This is a genomic window from Vibrio sp. 1-1(7), from assembly GCF_013048485.1.
In the GTDB taxonomy this organism is placed as follows: domain Bacteria; phylum Pseudomonadota; class Gammaproteobacteria; order Enterobacterales; family Vibrionaceae; genus Vibrio; species Vibrio fujianensis.
In genome coordinates, this window is record NZ_VHSP01000001.1 from 531,246 (window position 1) to 547,488 (window position 16,243).

Sequence of the window (16,243 nt, forward strand, 5' to 3'; positions counted from 1 at the left end):
ACTAATCTAATCCAGTTAGAGTTAGAGTTTATCAGTCAGTTCGATAGCATAGCCAATATAGCTGGCGGGAGTCATCTGTTTTAGGCGATCTTTCTCGGGTTGTGGTAACGCTAGTCCATCAATAAAATCACGCATGGCTTCACCGTCCACCCGTTTTCCTCGGGTTAATTCTTTAAGTTTTTCATATGGTTTTTCAATACCATAACGGCGCATGACCGTTTGTACTGGTTCGGCAAGCACTTCCCAGTTCTTATCTAACTCGGCCAATAGTGCCTCGCGATTCACCTCTAATTTGCTGATCCCTTTCAAGGTAGAAGTATAAGCGATAATGGCATAGCCAACACCAACCCCTAAGTTACGCAGAACGGTAGAGTCAGTGAGATCACGTTGCCAGCGAGAAATAGGTAACTTTTGCGCAAGATGTGTAAAAATGGCGTTGGCTAAGCCTAGATTCCCTTCGGAATTTTCAAAATCAATAGGGTTAACTTTGTGCGGCATGGTTGAGGAGCCAATTTCGCCAGCAATGGTTCTTTGTTTGAAGTGACCTAGTGCGATATAACCCCAAATATCACGATCAAAATCAATCAAAATCGTATTAAAACGAGCAATCGCATCGAATAGCTCAGCAATATAATCGTGAGGTTCGATCTGAGTTGTGTATGGGTTCCATGCTACCCCTAAAGATTCGCAAATAAACTCTTCACTGAATTTATGCCAATCGACTTCAGGGTAGGCAGAAAGATGAGCGTTATAATTACCGACGGCACCATTAATTTTAGCTAGAATTTCAATATTGGCGATTTGCTTATACTGACGTTCCATACGGTAAGCCACGTTCGCCATTTCTTTCCCCATCGTTGATGGTGAAGCGGGCTGCCCATGAGTTCGTGAAAGTAAGGGAATATCGCGATATTCTTCGGCTAATTTTCGAATCGCATCAATAATGTTGCGAATTTCTGGCAGGATAACCGTATCACGAGCTTCTTTCAGCATCAGGGCATGAGACGTGTTATTAATATCTTCTGATGTGCAGGCAAAATGAATGAATTCATTAATGGCATGCAGCTCAGGAACTTCGGCGACTTTTTCTTTTAAGAAATATTCAACCGCTTTGACATCGTGGTTCGTAGTACGTTCGATGTCTTTAATACGTTGGGCATCTTGTTCATTAAAGTTGTCAGCTAATTGATCAAGAAATTGATTTGCTTGCTCACTGAGCTGTGGGACCTCAGTAATTGCTGCAGTAGCAGCCAGCTTTTGTAGCCAACGAATTTCAACGATAGTTCGGTACTTTAGGAGACCATATTCACTGAAGATACTACGTAACGCAATCGTTTTACTTCCGTATCGGCCATCTACCGGTGAAACAGCAGTCAATGCTGACAGTTCCATGTTTTTCTCCTGGAGTTTGAGTTAAATGTGAAAGTGGGTGAAGTTGAAGTCGATCATTTAAAGTCTTGCTAGTAGCAGTTGAGCTTGCTCGATCATCTTTTTACGACTAAAAATCAAATGGCGACGTCGACCACCGACTTGACGCCAAAGTACGGCACAGCGAATTCCGGAAAGCAACAAGGCTCTTACTTTATGCTGATTGGCTGTTTGTTGTAATACCGCTGGTGTGCCGGTAACCTGAATGCGAGGGCCAATCGGACTAATAACATCAAGATAGACATTAGCAAGATTACTGATCATTGTTTCATCAAGTAAATCGAAGTGCGCGACTTGGCGTTCGATCGTTTGCAGGCGATCCCCCAGTTGTGCCATCGCATCTCTACGGCTACTTAACTTCCGCTCTAATGCCATTAGGCTAATCATATAACGGGTCATTTCATTACCCGTAGGCGTGTTATCAATACCATTGACTAAACTTTCGAGGCCCACTTTTAAATTAGCCTCGTCGCCAAACACATCCAGTGTACTGCTCGGGTTTGTGTTAACAATGGCCTGAAGTGAAGTGGCGAACGCGTTGGAATCACAGTGGCCATCTCTTGCAACTTGTTGTACCAGGGCCACTGCTTGGCAGAGCCCAGCAAAAGCGATAGTGCGATCATAATTCGTGTGAGCCACGTCAATACTCCTAAGGTTGACTATGAGATACGCTGTTCAATAATACCACCGCCAAGGCAAACTTCACCTTGGTAAAATACCGCCGATTGACCTGGGGTTACGGCAACTTGTGGCTCATCGAACATTACTTTGATGTTATTGTCATCGATAGGGATGAGGGTACAAGCAATATCTGTTTGACGATAACGTGTCTTAACCGTGCAACGTAGCGTGTCTGTGACTGGTTGACGATTTACCCAGTGCAGTTGTGATGCCAATAGACCACGAGATTTTAGTAAAGGGTGATCAGCGCCTTGCACAGCAATCAAAACATTTCGCTGGAGATCTTTTTCTGCAACATACCAAGGTTGTTCTGTTCCTTCCTTAAGACCACCAATGTGTAAGCCTTTACGTTGGCCAAGCGTATGGTACATCAACCCTTGATGTTCACCGACAACTTTTCCTTCTGGTGTTTCAATTTTACCGGGTTGTGCAGGTAAATAGCGAGATAAGAAATCGGTAAATTTGCGTTCACCAATAAAACAGATACCGGTTGAATCTTTTTTCTTGGCCGTCACAAGGCCTTGCTTTTCTGCAATTCGACGAACTTCTGGTTTTTCTAGTTCACCGACTGGGAATAAGCTTCGGGCTACCTGTTGGTGGCTAAGTGTATACAAGAAGTAGCTTTGATCTTTATTGCTATCAAGCCCGCGTAACATTTGTGGTTTTTCGCCTGTGACAGGAAACGTTCGCCGAACGTAGTGACCCATGGCTATATAATCGGCATCAAGTACTTCATCCGCAAATTCAAGAAACGCTTTAAATTTGATCTCTTTATTACATAAAATATCAGGGTTAGGCGTTCTTCCAGCTTTATATTCGGCAAGGAAGTATTCAAAAACATTATCCCAATATTCCGCTGCAAAATTAATGGTATGTAAGTGGATGCCTAATTTATCACAGACGGCTTGTGCATCGGCTAAATCTTCAGCTGCGGTACAATATTCTTCGTTATCGTCTTCTTCCCAGTTTTTCATAAACAGGCCTTCAACTTGGTAGCCCTGTTGTTGCAATAGATACGCTGAAACGGACGAATCGACACCACCTGACATGCCAACAATAACTTTCTTTTGACTATTTGTACTGTGAGCTTCTGACATAACTCAATACCACTTGATGAACTTGGGGGAAGATTCTAACAGAAAGATTTTTTTGAGGACAGATCCGAGACTGCAATCACACTTCTTTCGGTCAATTATCTCTGCGTAACCTTCTCATTCTCAAATCATCTCGTTGATTTCTTAGTTAATGTGAAATAATAAGAGAGCTGAGAGAGCCGGAGAAACTGATGGCATACATTATTTTTAGTTGAGAAGGCGCAATTTTGAGGTTACCCGATGTTTTTCCGGCTTTGACTGATGGATGTAGAGTATGATGAGGAAAAAACTCGCTTACGAAAACGTTTGCTCTTTTTCTGTCAGTTGCTGTTTTACGGTGTCGCGAGTTAGAATCGCCCATCCTTTTATTGCTATGCCGAACCACCGTTATGAAATTCCCTGGCCAACGTAAGTCAAAACATTATTTTCCTGTCCATGCTCGCGATCCTCTTGTCATTCAGGCACAAGAAAATAAAAAAATGTCCCGTACTCATATTATTGGTATTGACCAAACTTTAGTCGATATTGAAGCGAAAGTAGATTCAGAATTAATTGAACGTTATGGATTAAGTAAAGGGCATTCGTTAGTTATTGATGATGATGCGGCAGAAGCGCTATACCAAGAGCTAAAAAACAATCAATTGATCTGCAGTGAGTACGCAGGTGGAACAATCGGAAATACACTTCATAACTATTCGGTTTTAGCGGATGATCGTTCAACCTTGTTAGGTGTGATGAGCCAAGATATTAAAATTGGTAGCTATGGGTATCGTTATTTATGTAATACATCCAGCCGAGTTGACTTGAATTATTTACAAGGTGTGAACGGAGCAATTGGTCGCTGTTTTGCTCTCATTACGGAAGATGGTGAACGAACCTTTGCTATCAGTGAAGGGCAAATGAATCAATTACGGCCAGAAAGTATTCCTGAGAAGATTTTCCAAAATGCGTCTGCTTTGGTGCTGACCGCTTATCTTGTGCGTTGTAAACCTGGCGATCCAATGCCAGAGGCAACGATGCGTGCAATAGAATATGCCAAGCAATACAACGTGCCGGTGGTGTTAACACTCGGAACTAAATTTGTGATTCAAGAAGATCCGCTATTTTGGCAAAACTTTTTGCGTGACCATGTTTCGGTTGTGGCTATGAATGAAGATGAAGCGTGCGCGTTGACAGGCGAGCAAGACCCACTAGCGGCCTCTGATAAAGCGTTAGATTGGGTTGACTTAGTGCTGTGTACTGCGGGGCCGGTCGGCTTATTTATGGCGGGATATACTGAAGATTCAGCGAAACGAGAAACGACATTACCGCTGTTACCTGGCTCTATTGCAGAATTTAACCGATATGAGTTTAGTCGACCTGTCAGCCGTTATAGCTGTGATAATCCGATTCGAGTTTATTCCCATATTGCCCCATACATGGGGGGGCCTGAAAAAATAAAAAATACCAATGGTGCAGGTGATGCCGCACTATCCGCGCTATTACATGATATGGCGGCCAATAAATATCATAAAGAAAACGTGCCGAACTCCAGTAAGCATCAGCATCAATTTTTAACTTATTCTTCTTTTTCTCAGGTGTGTAAATACTCTAACCGTGCGAGCTATGAGGTGCTGGTACAACACTCTCCTCGTTTATCCCGTGGTTTACCAGAACGAGAAGACAGTTTAGAAGAAGCCTATTGGGAGCGGTAGGCTTCCTCTTTTTCCATCATAAGGAAAAATAAAAGGCTCAGTAATGAGCCTTTTATTTTTTATAATATTTTTAATGAGATTAAAGGGCAAAATCTTCGAGAGATTTTCCTTCATCTAATGCTTGTTGGATAACCGAAGGTGTTCGACCTTGGCCTGTCCACGTTTTTTCTACGCCATTGTCAACGTATTTATATTTAGCGGGGCGAGGTGCACGTTTCGCTTTGCCTTTTTTGGTTTTTGTTTTTGTTTCACCAGCTAGTGCCGAGATTAGTGCATCAACGTCAATGCCATCTTTGGCAATTTGTTCGGCAATGGCTGCGAGTTTGGCTTCTTGCTCGGCTTGAGCTGCTTTTTCTTGTTCTTCAATTTCTTTACGTTCTTGCACGACAACCGTCAATTTATCAAGAGCTTCTTCAAGTTGTTCTAAAGTAAGATCGCGAGCATAAGCGCGTAAGCTACGAATATTTAATAGCGTTTTAGTTAGTTCCGACATTTCTGTTTCCTGTGAGGTTAATTTTTTTACAATTATAATACTAAACGTAGTTATTTATTCTGGCAATATTGATTTGACAATAATAGTACAATATTACGTAAAAATATATTCAAATAAAAGTGAGTGCAATAATGTTTTTTTGTGAAAAACGCCCCATTATAAGAATTTTGTAAAATTAATCGTAGGTAGTACATTATCTCTAATTCATATAATTTACATTAATGTGATCCATTGCATAGGAATATATAAAAATAGATGTTCATCGTGATCTCGCATTATACTGCTTTTTTATGCTCAATATCCTTGCGGGTCGATGGAGTAGACAAAGTATGACTAATTTAGTGTTTTTTTTGGCGGTTTGATGACCAATTCTCGGTAATTAATCCTCTCGATAGGTTGCATTGACATCTATGATAAGTACAATGAGCCGACCTAATGCGAGATTTATAAATAATGTTGGGTTTACTTATAAGGTAGCTCACACTGGAGTCTCGACGTAGAGGTGCGGTACTGAAAAGTAACCATGTTTGGGGTGATGCCTATGAAGCGTGGTGAAAGGCTTTATCGCCGAAGTTAGTCGCAGATCAAAACGGCTAGCTGGGGTTGTCAGCGAATAGGGGCAACACTGCCATAGTCTACATACTGATGCGGATATTATTTTGCTTGGTATATCCTTGTTAAACTATGGAGCGCTACTGTAGGGTTGGGTGAAGTGTTCGCTTCCCTTTCGCTAGTTCAACAATAAGCTGTGTTAATGAAATACGCAGTTTGTCTGCAGTAGATCTCTTACCATTTATAACTGGTTTTTGAAGATCATGAATGTAATTGATTTTGCTTCCTCTCCTTTGTCTGTGCTCCCGCCATTAATCGCATTGACCTTAGCTATTGTCACTCGGCGAGTGTTAGTTTCTTTGGGGGTCGGTATTTTGCTTGGCGCTATGTTATTAGCAGATTTCTCGCTTTCGGGTGCTGCTCATTATACGGCAACTCAAGTCACCAGCGTTTTTTTTAAAGAGGGTGGCTTAAATACTTGGAATATGAGTATCGTTGGCTTCTTAATTTTGCTTGGAATGATGACGGCGCTCTTAACGCTCTCTGGTGGTACGCGTGCCTTTGCTGAGTGGGCGCAAGTTCGGGTAAAGAGTAAGCGAGGCTCGAAGCTTTTAGCGGCGTTTCTTGGTGTGTTTATTTTTGTTGATGACTATTTTAATAGTTTGGCTGTCGGTTCTATTTCTCGCCCTGTGACGGACCGTTTTTATGTGTCTCGAGCTAAGTTAGCTTATATTTTAGATTCTACGGCCGCTCCCATGTGTGTTGTGATGCCTGCCTCGAGCTGGGGCGCTTATATCATGACCATTATTGGTGGTATTTTGGTTTCGCACGGGATCACAGATTATTCACCGCTTGGTGCTTATTTGCGCTTAGTGCCGATGAATTTCTATGCCATCTTTGCTTTGTTGATGGTTTTTGCTGTGGTGTGGTTTCAAATGGATGTTGGCCCGATGCGTCGCCATGAAATTCAAGCATCACAAGGTCGTGGTTTTGAGCAAGACAATGAGCACGATAGTCAAGAAGCGCATGAGCTAAATGAGGAACTCGATATACCTGAAAGCGATCATGGTAAAGTTTCATATTTAGTGTTGCCCATTGTGTTACTTATTTTGGCTACCATCGGTGCTATGTTGTATACCGGAGGACAAGCATTATCGGCCAGTGAGCTGGATTTTAATATCTTGGGCGCGTTTGAAAATACAGATGTTGGAACGTCTTTGATTTATGGCGGCTCTGTTGGCTTAGTGGCTGCGCTTATCACCGTGATTAAGCAAAGCTTACCGATGAGTGACGTGCTGAGTACCATGTGGATTGGGGCTCGTTCCATGTTCGGTGCCATCTTGATTTTGATTTTTGCTTGGACAATTGGTTCAGTGATTGGCGACATGAAAACCGGGGCGTATTTATCTTCTTTGGTGCAAGGGAATATTAACCCACAATGGTTACCGGTTATTTTATTTCTTTTGTCAGGGATTATGGCGTTTTCAACGGGGACGTCATGGGGAACGTTTGGCATTATGTTACCGATTGCCGGTGATATGGCTGGTGCGACTGATCTTGCCTTGATGTTACCTATGCTCAGCGCGGTATTAGCGGGTTCTGTGTTTGGTGATCACTGCTCACCGATTTCAGATACCACTATTTTATCTTCGACAGGAGCGCGCTGTAATCATATTGACCATGTCGCGACTCAGTTGCCTTATTCGCTCTCAGTGGCAGTAATATCAACCGTTGGCTTTATTGTGCTTGGGGTGACATCATCACTTTTTGCTGCCTTGGCGGCCGCCAGTGCTGTTTTTCTTTTGGTTTGTGTTGTTTTATCCTGGCTTTCTAAGGCCAAAATGGTTGTGGAATCGGCTCAGTAAGTTGTGTTCAACCCAATCTTATTACTTAGGTTGGGTTGATTATTTTCGTCACTAAGCAAAAAACCGTAAAATTGCAGTTGCAAAAAACTTCAAGCTTGGTTAGTGTTGAAAACAGTCAAATTAACCAGTAAAGAAATTAAGTATGCGTAGTTTTGTAATGAATATTCATCACCATCATCATCCCTAGTTAGTCTTTCGGGAGATGTACGCGTACCCGGGAGGCAGGATTCTCCCGGTGGTTAAATCAAATGTGTATTTAGATTTTAAGCCCTCGGGAAACCAAACTCTCGAGGGCTTTTTACTATTTGATTTTATAAACTTCAATACATTGCAAAGGAATCATGTTATGCAAACACAACGCCTAAGAATTGCCATCCAGAAGAAAGGCCGCTTGAGTCAAGAGTGTCAGGAACTACTGAAAAAATGTGGGGTAAAATTCAATATCATGGGTGAAAGTCTGGTTGTTCATTCACTCAATATGCCGATTGATCTGTTACTGGTTCGTGATGATGATATTCCAGGTTTGATTATGGATGGTGTCGTTGATTTAGGCTTTGTGGGAGAAAATGTGTTGGAAGAAACGCGATTGGATCGCCGAGCGCTCAACCAACCTAGCCAGTTTGTTGGGTTGCGCCGGATGGATTTTGGGGGCTGTCGCCTCTCGATTGCAATGGATAAAGATGAAGTTTATCACGGGCCTCAAGATCTTAAAGGTAAGCGCATTGCCACAACCTATCCGCAGCTACTTAAAGCTTATATGGATCAGCAAGGCATTGATTTTAGTACCTGTATGTTGACCGGCTCTGTGGAAGTTGCGCCTCGAGCCGGACTTGCTGATGCAATTGCGGATTTAGTTTCTACTGGAGCGACGTTAGAAGCGAATGGTTTAAAAGAAGTCGAGGTTATTTTTCAGTCTAAAGCGGTGCTTATTCAGCGGTCAGGAGATTTTTCAGCAGATAAAGCCGCACTGATCGATAAACTTCTCACACGTATGCACGGCGTGCAACAAGCGAAAGAATCAAAATACATCATGCTACACGCTCCTGTTGAACAATTACCACAAATTACAGCGTTGTTGCCGGGAGCAGAAGATCCGACGGTGTTACCTCTTTCTGCGGATAAAAGTAAGGTCGCCGTGCACTTAGTTAGCTCAGAAAATCTATTTTGGGAAACCATGGAACAGCTGAAAGCTCTCGGAGCGAGCTCCATTCTTGTTCTTCCTATTGAAAAAATGATGGAGTAGTCACCATGAGAACCGTAGTGTGGCAATCGTTGAGTGAAACTCAACAACAATCGGTGTTAGAACGTCCTGCAATTACCGAAGGTGCGAATATTACCGCCGCAGTCAAAGCGGTGATTGCTCAGGTTCGTGCTGATGGTGATATCGCTTTACAGGCTTTGACTGAGAAATTTGATCGTGTAAAACCTAAGTCAATCCGTGTACCACAGCCTGAAATTGATGCTGCTTGTGAACGGCTTTCACAGCCAATGAAGCAAGCGCTTGAACAAGCATACAACAATATTGTTAAGTTCCATAAAGCGCAAAAACCTCAGCCCGTAAAAGTTGAAACTATGCCCGGCGTGGTTTGTGAGCAAGTCACTCGGGCTATCAATAAAGTAGGGTTGTATATTCCTGGTGGAAGCGCACCACTACCTTCAACCGTCTTGATGCTCGGTGTTCCAGCCCAAATAGCAGGTTGCCGCAAAGTGGTGCTTTGCTCACCGCCGCCGATTGCGGATGAAATTTTGTATGTAGCAAAGTTATGTAATATTGATGAAGTTTACAATGTGGGTGGCGGTCAAGCGATTGCAGCAATGGCTTATGGTACTGAAACCGTGGCTAAAGTAGATAAAATCTTTGGCCCGGGTAATGCGTATGTCACCGAAGCAAAACGCCAAGTTAGTAATGATTTCCAAGGCGCTGCTATTGATATGCCGGCTGGCCCGTCTGAAGTGTTGGTGATTGCCGATGAAACGGCTGATACAGAATTTATTGCTGCCGATCTGCTCAGCCAAGCAGAGCACGGCCCGGATTCTCAAGTGGTGTTAGTGACGCCATCACCGATCATTGCGGATCAAGTGATGGATGCGGTTCAGCGCCAATTAACAAGCTTATCTCGAGCGGATATCGCTCAGAAAGCGCTGGCATCAAGCCTGATTATTATTGCCGAATCGATTACTCAGGCCGTGGCGATATCGAATTATTATGGGCCAGAGCACCTGATTGTACAGACGAAAAACCCTCGTGAACTGGTGCCACTATTAGATAATGCCGGGTCAATCTTTCTCGGGGCTTGGTCGCCTGAATCGGTTGGCGATTATGCATCTGGTACCAACCACGTTTTACCGACTTATGGTTATACTCGCACCTATTCGAGCTTGGGTTTGGCTGATTTCAGTAAGCGCATGACAGTGCAAGAGCTTAGTGTTGATGGCTTAATCTCTTTAGCTCCCACGGTGGTCGCTATCGCGAATGCAGAGGGGTTAGACGCACACAGCCGTGCAGTAACCATTCGTATTGAACAGTTACAAAAGGCGCAATAACTATGGAAAAACTAGCTCGTAAACAGGTTCAGGCATTAACGCCTTATCTTTCAGCTCGTCGTATTGGCGGTAGTGGTGATGTCTGGTTGAATGCCAATGAGTCCCCCTTTGATAATGAATATAAAACCGATTTTGCTCGTCTTAACCGCTATAGCGATTGTCAGCCTAACGCGTTGATTCAAGCTTATGCCGATTATGCAGGGGTGAGCCCACAGCAAGTATTAACTTCTCGTGGGGCGGATGAAGGGATTGAATTACTGATTCGTGCTTTTTGTGAGCCTAACCAAGATGCCATTCTATATTGTCCACCGACTTATGGAATGTATGCCATTAGCGCGGAAACGTTTGGGGTTGAGCGTAAAACGGTTCCCCTGACGGCAGATTGGCAACTCGATTTAGCAAGCATTGAAGCCAGCCTTGATAAGGTGAAGCTAGTGTTTGTTTGTAGTCCCAATAATCCAACGGGCAACCTAGTTAAACGTGAAGACATTATTGCTCTACTCGAGATGACCAAAGATCGCGCCATTGTCGTGATGGATGAAGCCTACATCGATTTTTGTCCTGAAGCCTCAACGGTGGATCTGCTGGTAGATTACCCTAATTTAGCCATTTTACGTACCTTGTCAAAAGCGTTTGCTTTGGCAGGTTTACGTTGTGGGTTTACGTTGGCTAATAGATCGATTATCGATGTATTACTCAAGGTTATTGCCCCTTATCCCGTTCCTGTCCCAGTGGCAGAAATCGCAACGCAAGCACTTTCAGAAGCTGGGCTAGCACGTGCTAAATTTCAAGTCTTGGATCTCAATGCCAATCGCGCTTACTTACAAGTGGGTTTACAGATGATCGAGGGAATCACGGTGTTTGAAGGGTGGGGCAATTATCTACTCGTCCAATTTCCTGATGGTGATGCCTTGTTTCAAGCCGCTTGGGAACACGGAATTATTTTACGTAATTCACCGATTGAGCATTGTGTACGTATTTCCGTCGGCAACCGTGAAGAGTGTGAAAAGACCGTCGCTTTTATTCGTAATTATTATCAATAAATAGGATGCAAGCGTATGCGCTTGCATCAAAAAGAAAAGGATATTCTCGTGAGCATGCAACAAAAAATTCTCTTTATTGACCGTGACGGTACGTTAATTGTTGAGCCACCGGTTGATTTTCAGGTGGATCGTTTAGATAAGCTGAAGCTAGAACCCTATGTGATACCGAGCCTTTTGACCTTACAAGAGGCGGGTTATCGTTTGGTGATGGTGACTAACCAAGACGGGTTAGGAACAAAAAGCTACCCTCAAGAAGATTTTGATGCGCCCCATAGCATGATGATGGAAATTTTCCAATCTCAGGGCGTTATGTTTGATGAGGTTTTGATTTGCCCGCATTTTGAAAAAGAAAATTGCTCATGCCGAAAACCTAAGCTTGGGCTGGTCAAACAATATCTGCACGGTGGCAAAGTGGATTTTAAACACTCCGCGGTGATTGGTGACCGTGTTACCGATTTACAATTGGCTGAAAATATGGCGATTCGAGGGATCCAATACCATCCTAAGACTATGAATTGGCCAGAAATTGTCAGAGCTTTGACCATCCAAGAGCGCAAAGCTGAAGTGGTACGAAAAACCAAAGAAACCGATATTCAGGTTGCGGTAAATCTTGATCAAAGTGGTGGTAATCACATTGAAACGGGGCTGGGCTTTTTTGACCACATGTTAGATCAAATTGCTACCCACGGCGGTTTTCAATTGACATTAACGGTTAAAGGTGACCTGCATATTGATGATCACCACACCGTAGAAGATACTGCACTGGCTCTTGGACAGGCATTGAGAGAAGCGCTGGGGGATAAACGAGGTATTGGCCGTTTTGGCTTTACACTGCCGATGGATGAATGTTTGGCACAGTGTGCATTAGATTTATCCGGCCGCCCCTATTTAAAATTTTCAGCCGAATTTAGCCGTCCACAAGTCGGCGATTTTTCAACAGAGATGGTTTATCACTTCTTCCGTTCTCTGACGGATACCTTAGCGTGTACCTTACATCTTTCTACGGCGGGTGAAAACGATCACCACATGATTGAAAGTTTATTTAAAGCGTTTGGCCGTACACTTCGCCAAGCCATTCAGGTACAAGGGAATGAATTGCCAAGCAGTAAAGGAGTGCTGTGATGACTCAACAGATCGTCATTATTGATACTGGGTGTGCCAATATCTCTTCTGTTAAGTTTGCGGTTGAGCGTTTAGGTTACCCTGTCACAATATCAAAAGATCCAGAGGTCGTATTAGCTGCAGATAAACTATTCTTGCCCGGAGTAGGAACCGCCAGTGAGGCGATGCATAACTTGGCGCAGCGCCATTTAATTGAGTTAGTCAAACAGGTAGAAAAGCCGCTGCTAGGCATTTGCCTTGGCATGCAATTGATGGGCAAGCTCTCAGAAGAGAAGGGACAAAAAGCCCAAGAAACGGTTGAGTGCTTGGGGCTGGTCGGCGGTGAAGTTCGCCGAATGCAAACACAGGGCCTGCCTTTACCCCATATGGGGTGGAATACGGTGTCTGCAACGTCTGGTCACCCATTATTTGCAGGCATTGAAGAAGGCGAGTACTTCTATTTTGTGCACAGTTTTGCCATGCCGGTTGGCGACTACACCATTGCAGAGTGTCAATATGGTCAGCCTTTTAGTGCGGCAATTCAACATGGCAACTACTATGGTGTGCAATTTCATCCAGAGCGCTCATCAAAAGCTGGCTCCAAGTTAATTGACAATTTTTTGAAACTTTAAGGATAGTCGTTTGGCCGATAAGGCTAAACCACCATTAAGGATAAATGATGATTATTCCCGCATTAGATTTAATCGATGGTCAGGTTGTTCGCCTTTATCAGGGAGATTATGGGCAAGTGACCGAATATAAAGTTGATCCCGCTGAACAATTCAACCTCTATCATCAAGCCGGTGCCAACTGGCTTCATTTAGTGGATCTCACGGGTGCAAAAGACACCTCAGCTCGTCAGTTAACGTTGATTGCGACCCTCTTGGCCAGCACGCCAGCAAATATTCAAATTGGTGGTGGCGTGCGTAGTGAACAAGATGTGATTGATTTACTCAACGCCGGTGCTCAGCGTGTCGTGGTTGGTTCCACCGCGGTCAAACAACCTGAATTAGTCAAAGGTTGGATGGCAAAATACGGAGCGGAGAAAATGGTTCTTGCACTGGATATCAATATTGATCGTGATGGCTCACGTAAAGTTGCTATTTCTGGTTGGCAAGAAGACTCTGGGGTGACCATCGAAGCGTTATTGGATGATTACCTCACGGTGGGTCTACAACATGTTTTGTGTACCGACATTTCTCGTGATGGAACGCTGACAGGCTCTAATGTGGCGTTGTATGTCGATTTATGCCAGCAGTATCCACAAATTCAATTCCAGTCTTCTGGTGGTATCGGCAGCTTAGCAGACATTGAAGCGTTGAAAGGCAGTGGAGTCGCCGGTGTTATTGTTGGTCGTGCACTATTAGAGGGTAAGTTTACCGCACAGGAGGCGTTCTCATGCTGGCAAAGCGAATAATTCCCTGTCTAGACGTTCGTGATGGTCAAGTCGTTAAAGGTGTTCAGTTTCGTAACCATGAAATCATAGGTGATATCGTACCGCTGGCTAAACGCTATGCAGAAGAAGGTGCAGATGAGCTGGTTTTTTACGATATTACCGCATCCAGTGATGGTCGAGTCGTCGATAAAAGTTGGGTATCACGGGTCGCCGAAGTGATCGACATCCCTTTCTGTGTCGCGGGTGGAATCAAATCGGCAGACGATGCGGCGCGCATTTTAGAGTTTGGTGCCGATAAAGTGTCGATTAATTCGCCCGCATTAGCCAACCCTCAATTGATCACCGATCTTGCGGATAAATTTGGTGTGCAATGTATTGTCGTGGGGATCGATTCCTATTTTGATAAAGAAACGGGTCAATACCAAGTTTATCAATTTACCGGGGATGAAACGCGGACCAAAGCGACACAGTGGCAAACTCAAGATTGGGTTCAAGAGGTACAAAAACGGGGAGCGGGTGAAATTGTCCTTAACATGATGAACCAAGACGGGGTTCGTCATGGGTATGACCTTGAACAATTGAAGAGGATTCGAGCTGTATGCCAAGTGCCTCTGATAGCTTCGGGTGGTGCGGGGGCGATGGAACACTTTGCTGACGCCTTTAAGTTAACCCATGTCGATGGTGCGCTGGCAGCCTCTGTCTTTCATAAACAGATTATTAATATCGGTGAACTGAAGCAGTATTTAAAACAACAACAAATCGAGGTAAGACGATGAGCCGAACTACGCAAAGCCCAATGGCGCTCTCAGACCGAATCAATTGGGAAAAGGTTGATGGTCTTATCCCAGCAATTATCCAAGATTTTACGTCTAGCCAAGTGTTGATGATGGGGTATATGAATCAGCAAGCGCTGGCAAAAACGTTGGAAACGGAACAAGTGACCTTTTATTCACGTTCAAAACAGCGGTTATGGACCAAAGGCGAAACGTCTGGACATATTTTACAACTGAAAAATATCGCCTTGGATTGTGATCAAGACACCTTATTAGTCAAAGTGAACCCAATTGGCCCCACTTGTCATACCGGGACAACCACCTGCTGGGATGGCGATGAACAAGAGGAATCACAATGGGTCTGGCTTCATCAACTTGAACAGTTATTGGCTGCCCGCAAGAGTGCCGATCCAGAGTCCTCTTATACTGCTAGCCTTTATGCGCGTGGCACCAAGCGCATTTCGCAGAAAGTGGGTGAAGAAGGGGTTGAAGTCGCGCTTGCGGCGGCGACGGGTGATAAGGCGGAATTGATTTGTGAGTCAGCGGATCTTATCTATCACTTACTGGTCTTGTTACAAGATCAAGGGTTATCGATGAGTGATGTGATAGACAAACTCAAAGAGCGCCATCAATAACGATAACGCCCCAGCGATGGGGCATTATTCTAAATGCGTTATTCTCAATATGGTTACATAGTAATTTCTTTCCACTGTCCTGGTTGTAGCTCGTCAAGGGTTATGTTGCCCATAGAATAGCGAATCAGGCGTAAGGTGGGATAACCAATATGTGCTGTCATCCGCCTTACTTGACGGTTGCGCCCTTCAATAATGGTGATTGCTAGCCAAGTGGTGGGGATATTGGCACGAAAACGAACGGGTGGCGTTCGTTGCCAGACGTTTGGCTCATCGATTCGTTCGACTTGTGCTGGGCGTGTTGGGCCATCTTTCAATTCCACCCCTAGCCTTAATTTATCGAGATCATCTTCCGTTGGTTCACCTTCGACTTGAACCCAATAAGTTTTCGGGGACTTAGCGGTTGGCTGGGTAAGCCTTGCTTGTAAAATACCATCATTGGTGAGAATCATTAAGCCCTCACTGTCTCTATCTAATCGTCCAGCAGCATATATCTCTTTAATAGGAATAAAATCTGCCAGCGTCTGTCGGCCTTGACCATCGGTAAATTGGCTTAATGTGTCATAAGGTTTATTAAAAATAATCACCTTACGTCGCTCCGGAGGAAGGAGTGTTTGTTTTTTCGCCACTCTTTTTACATCTGATTTTGAGCGAGAAGATGCCCCAGAGCGTAGAGAGCTTGAGCGTTTTTTCTGTTTTAAATAAGACGAATTTTTAGACGACGAAGTGGAGCGAATCGCGCTAGGTGAGCGGGAAGACATGTTAACTACCTTGCAAAAATGTAAATGGTTTGTGTTTGAATGTTTTATCTTTTTCTTATTTGGGCTATCATTTGCGCGCCCGAAAACAGGATTGTTGGATAAGATGATAGACTATTATCTTGCTTTTGTTTAATTATAACGATCTTCACTCACGGACTAAGTCGAACACACTCGGTGATAAGTGCC

Annotated in this window: 15 protein-coding genes, 1 riboswitch and 1 other annotated feature; of the genes, 10 read left to right on the forward strand and 5 right to left on the reverse strand. The window is 43.9% G+C overall.

Annotated elements, in window-relative coordinates:
- Window positions 1–21 precede the first annotated feature (21 nt).
- Genes purB through mnmA form a run of 3 tightly spaced genes read right to left on the reverse strand, consistent with a single transcriptional unit; the run spans window position 22 to window position 3,206 of the window.
- Window positions 22–1,392: an adenylosuccinate lyase gene (purB, locus tag FKN05_RS02540; RefSeq protein WP_099612567.1), complete on the reverse strand. Its 1,371-nt coding sequence runs from the start codon at window positions 1,390–1,392 to the stop codon at window positions 22–24.
- Between the two features lie 57 nt (window positions 1,393–1,449).
- Window positions 1,450–2,067: a high frequency lysogenization protein HflD gene (hflD, locus tag FKN05_RS02545; RefSeq protein WP_099612566.1), complete on the reverse strand. Its 618-nt coding sequence runs from the start codon at window positions 2,065–2,067 to the stop codon at window positions 1,450–1,452.
- 20 nt (window positions 2,068–2,087) lie between these two features.
- Window positions 2,088–3,206 carry a tRNA 2-thiouridine(34) synthase MnmA gene (gene mnmA / locus FKN05_RS02550; protein WP_170886841.1) on the reverse strand — a complete coding sequence of 373 codons (1,119 nt, stop codon included), beginning with the start codon at window positions 3,204–3,206 and terminating at the stop codon, window positions 2,088–2,090.
- Window positions 3,207–3,592: 386 nt separating this feature from the next.
- Between mnmA and FKN05_RS02555 the strand changes: the two genes are divergently transcribed.
- Entirely contained in the window at window positions 3,593–4,897 is a 1,305-nt protein-coding gene (locus FKN05_RS02555) for an inosine/guanosine kinase (protein ID WP_161430606.1), read from the forward strand.
- Window positions 4,898–4,976: 79 nt separating this feature from the next.
- Here FKN05_RS02555 and FKN05_RS02560 read toward each other — a convergent pair whose 3' ends face one another.
- Complete coding sequence (locus tag FKN05_RS02560; protein WP_099612563.1) at window positions 4,977–5,390, reverse strand: H-NS family histone-like protein; 414 nt, start codon at window positions 5,388–5,390, stop codon at window positions 4,977–4,979.
- A 489-nt stretch (window positions 5,391–5,879) separates the two neighbouring features.
- A riboswitch (Lysine riboswitch) is annotated at window positions 5,880–6,093 on the forward strand.
- A 112-nt stretch (window positions 6,094–6,205) separates the two neighbouring features.
- On the opposite strand from FKN05_RS02560, the gene FKN05_RS02565 reads away from it, so the two are divergent.
- From FKN05_RS02565 to hisIE, 9 genes are all read left to right on the forward strand, one after another.
- Complete coding sequence (locus tag FKN05_RS02565) at window positions 6,206–7,807, forward strand: Na+/H+ antiporter NhaC family protein (protein WP_170886843.1); 1,602 nt, start codon at window positions 6,206–6,208, stop codon at window positions 7,805–7,807.
- A gap of 165 nt (window positions 7,808–7,972) precedes the next feature.
- Window positions 7,973–8,110 (forward strand) — a sequence feature (His leader region).
- Between the two features lie 43 nt (window positions 8,111–8,153).
- Window positions 8,154–9,050: an ATP phosphoribosyltransferase gene (gene hisG, locus FKN05_RS02570; protein WP_099612562.1), complete on the forward strand. Its 897-nt coding sequence runs from the start codon at window positions 8,154–8,156 to the stop codon at window positions 9,048–9,050.
- A 5-nt stretch (window positions 9,051–9,055) separates the two neighbouring features.
- Entirely contained in the window at window positions 9,056–10,351 is a 1,296-nt protein-coding gene (hisD, locus tag FKN05_RS02575) for a histidinol dehydrogenase (RefSeq protein WP_099612561.1), read from the forward strand.
- Between the two features lie 2 nt (window positions 10,352–10,353).
- Window positions 10,354–11,394, forward strand: a complete 1,041-nt coding sequence (gene hisC, locus FKN05_RS02580) for a histidinol-phosphate transaminase (RefSeq protein ID WP_161427728.1) — start codon at window positions 10,354–10,356, stop codon at window positions 11,392–11,394.
- Window positions 11,395–11,442: 48 nt separating this feature from the next.
- Window positions 11,443–12,516, forward strand: coding sequence for a bifunctional histidinol-phosphatase/imidazoleglycerol-phosphate dehydratase HisB (gene hisB, locus FKN05_RS02585; protein WP_099612667.1), 1,074 nt, complete (start codon window positions 11,443–11,445; stop codon window positions 12,514–12,516).
- Window positions 12,516–13,127, forward strand: a complete 612-nt coding sequence (hisH, locus tag FKN05_RS02590; RefSeq protein ID WP_161427727.1) for an imidazole glycerol phosphate synthase subunit HisH — start codon at window positions 12,516–12,518, stop codon at window positions 13,125–13,127. Before hisB ends, hisH begins: the two co-directional genes overlap by 1 nt.
- 47 nt (window positions 13,128–13,174) lie before the next feature.
- Complete coding sequence (gene hisA, locus FKN05_RS02595) at window positions 13,175–13,912, forward strand: 1-(5-phosphoribosyl)-5-[(5-phosphoribosylamino)methylideneamino]imidazole-4-carboxamide isomerase (RefSeq protein ID WP_099612559.1); 738 nt, start codon at window positions 13,175–13,177, stop codon at window positions 13,910–13,912.
- Window positions 13,894–14,667, forward strand: a complete 774-nt coding sequence (gene hisF, locus FKN05_RS02600; RefSeq protein WP_099612558.1) for an imidazole glycerol phosphate synthase subunit HisF — start codon at window positions 13,894–13,896, stop codon at window positions 14,665–14,667. Before hisA ends, hisF begins: the two co-directional genes overlap by 19 nt.
- The gene (gene hisIE / locus FKN05_RS02605; protein ID WP_170886845.1) at window positions 14,664–15,299 is read left to right on the forward strand and encodes a bifunctional phosphoribosyl-AMP cyclohydrolase/phosphoribosyl-ATP diphosphatase HisIE; all 636 of its coding nucleotides are present in this window, start codon (window positions 14,664–14,666) and stop codon (window positions 15,297–15,299) included. Before hisF ends, hisIE begins: the two co-directional genes overlap by 4 nt.
- Window positions 15,300–15,352: 53 nt before the next feature.
- On the opposite strand, the gene FKN05_RS02610 is transcribed toward hisIE, so the two are convergent.
- The gene (locus FKN05_RS02610; RefSeq protein WP_099612557.1) at window positions 15,353–16,057 is read right to left on the reverse strand and encodes a pseudouridine synthase; all 705 of its coding nucleotides are present in this window, start codon (window positions 16,055–16,057) and stop codon (window positions 15,353–15,355) included.
- Window positions 16,058–16,243: the final 186 nt, after the last annotated feature.

Coding starts and splice junctions, on each gene's coding strand:
- hisIE (WP_170886845.1), top strand. CDS start 14,664: ATGAGCCGAACTACGCAAAGCCCAATGGCGCTCTCAGACCGAATCAAT.
- hisF (WP_099612558.1), top strand. CDS start 13,894: ATGCTGGCAAAGCGAATAATTCCCTGTCTAGACGTTCGTGATGGTCAA.
- hisA (WP_099612559.1), top strand. CDS start 13,175: ATGATTATTCCCGCATTAGATTTAATCGATGGTCAGGTTGTTCGCCTT.
- purB (WP_099612567.1), bottom strand. CDS start 1,392: ATGGAACTGTCAGCATTGACTGCTGTTTCACCGGTAGATGGCCGATAC.
- FKN05_RS02555 (WP_161430606.1), top strand. CDS start 3,593: ATGAAATTCCCTGGCCAACGTAAGTCAAAACATTATTTTCCTGTCCAT.
- hisG (WP_099612562.1), top strand. CDS start 8,154: ATGCAAACACAACGCCTAAGAATTGCCATCCAGAAGAAAGGCCGCTTG.
- hisC (WP_161427728.1), top strand. CDS start 10,354: ATGGAAAAACTAGCTCGTAAACAGGTTCAGGCATTAACGCCTTATCTT.
- hisD (WP_099612561.1), top strand. CDS start 9,056: ATGAGAACCGTAGTGTGGCAATCGTTGAGTGAAACTCAACAACAATCG.
- FKN05_RS02565 (WP_170886843.1), top strand. CDS start 6,206: ATGAATGTAATTGATTTTGCTTCCTCTCCTTTGTCTGTGCTCCCGCCA.
- mnmA (WP_170886841.1), bottom strand. CDS start 3,206: ATGTCAGAAGCTCACAGTACAAATAGTCAAAAGAAAGTTATTGTTGGC.
- FKN05_RS02560 (WP_099612563.1), bottom strand. CDS start 5,390: ATGTCGGAACTAACTAAAACGCTATTAAATATTCGTAGCTTACGCGCT.
- FKN05_RS02610 (WP_099612557.1), bottom strand. CDS start 16,057: ATGTCTTCCCGCTCACCTAGCGCGATTCGCTCCACTTCGTCGTCTAAA.
- hisH (WP_161427727.1), top strand. CDS start 12,516: ATGACTCAACAGATCGTCATTATTGATACTGGGTGTGCCAATATCTCT.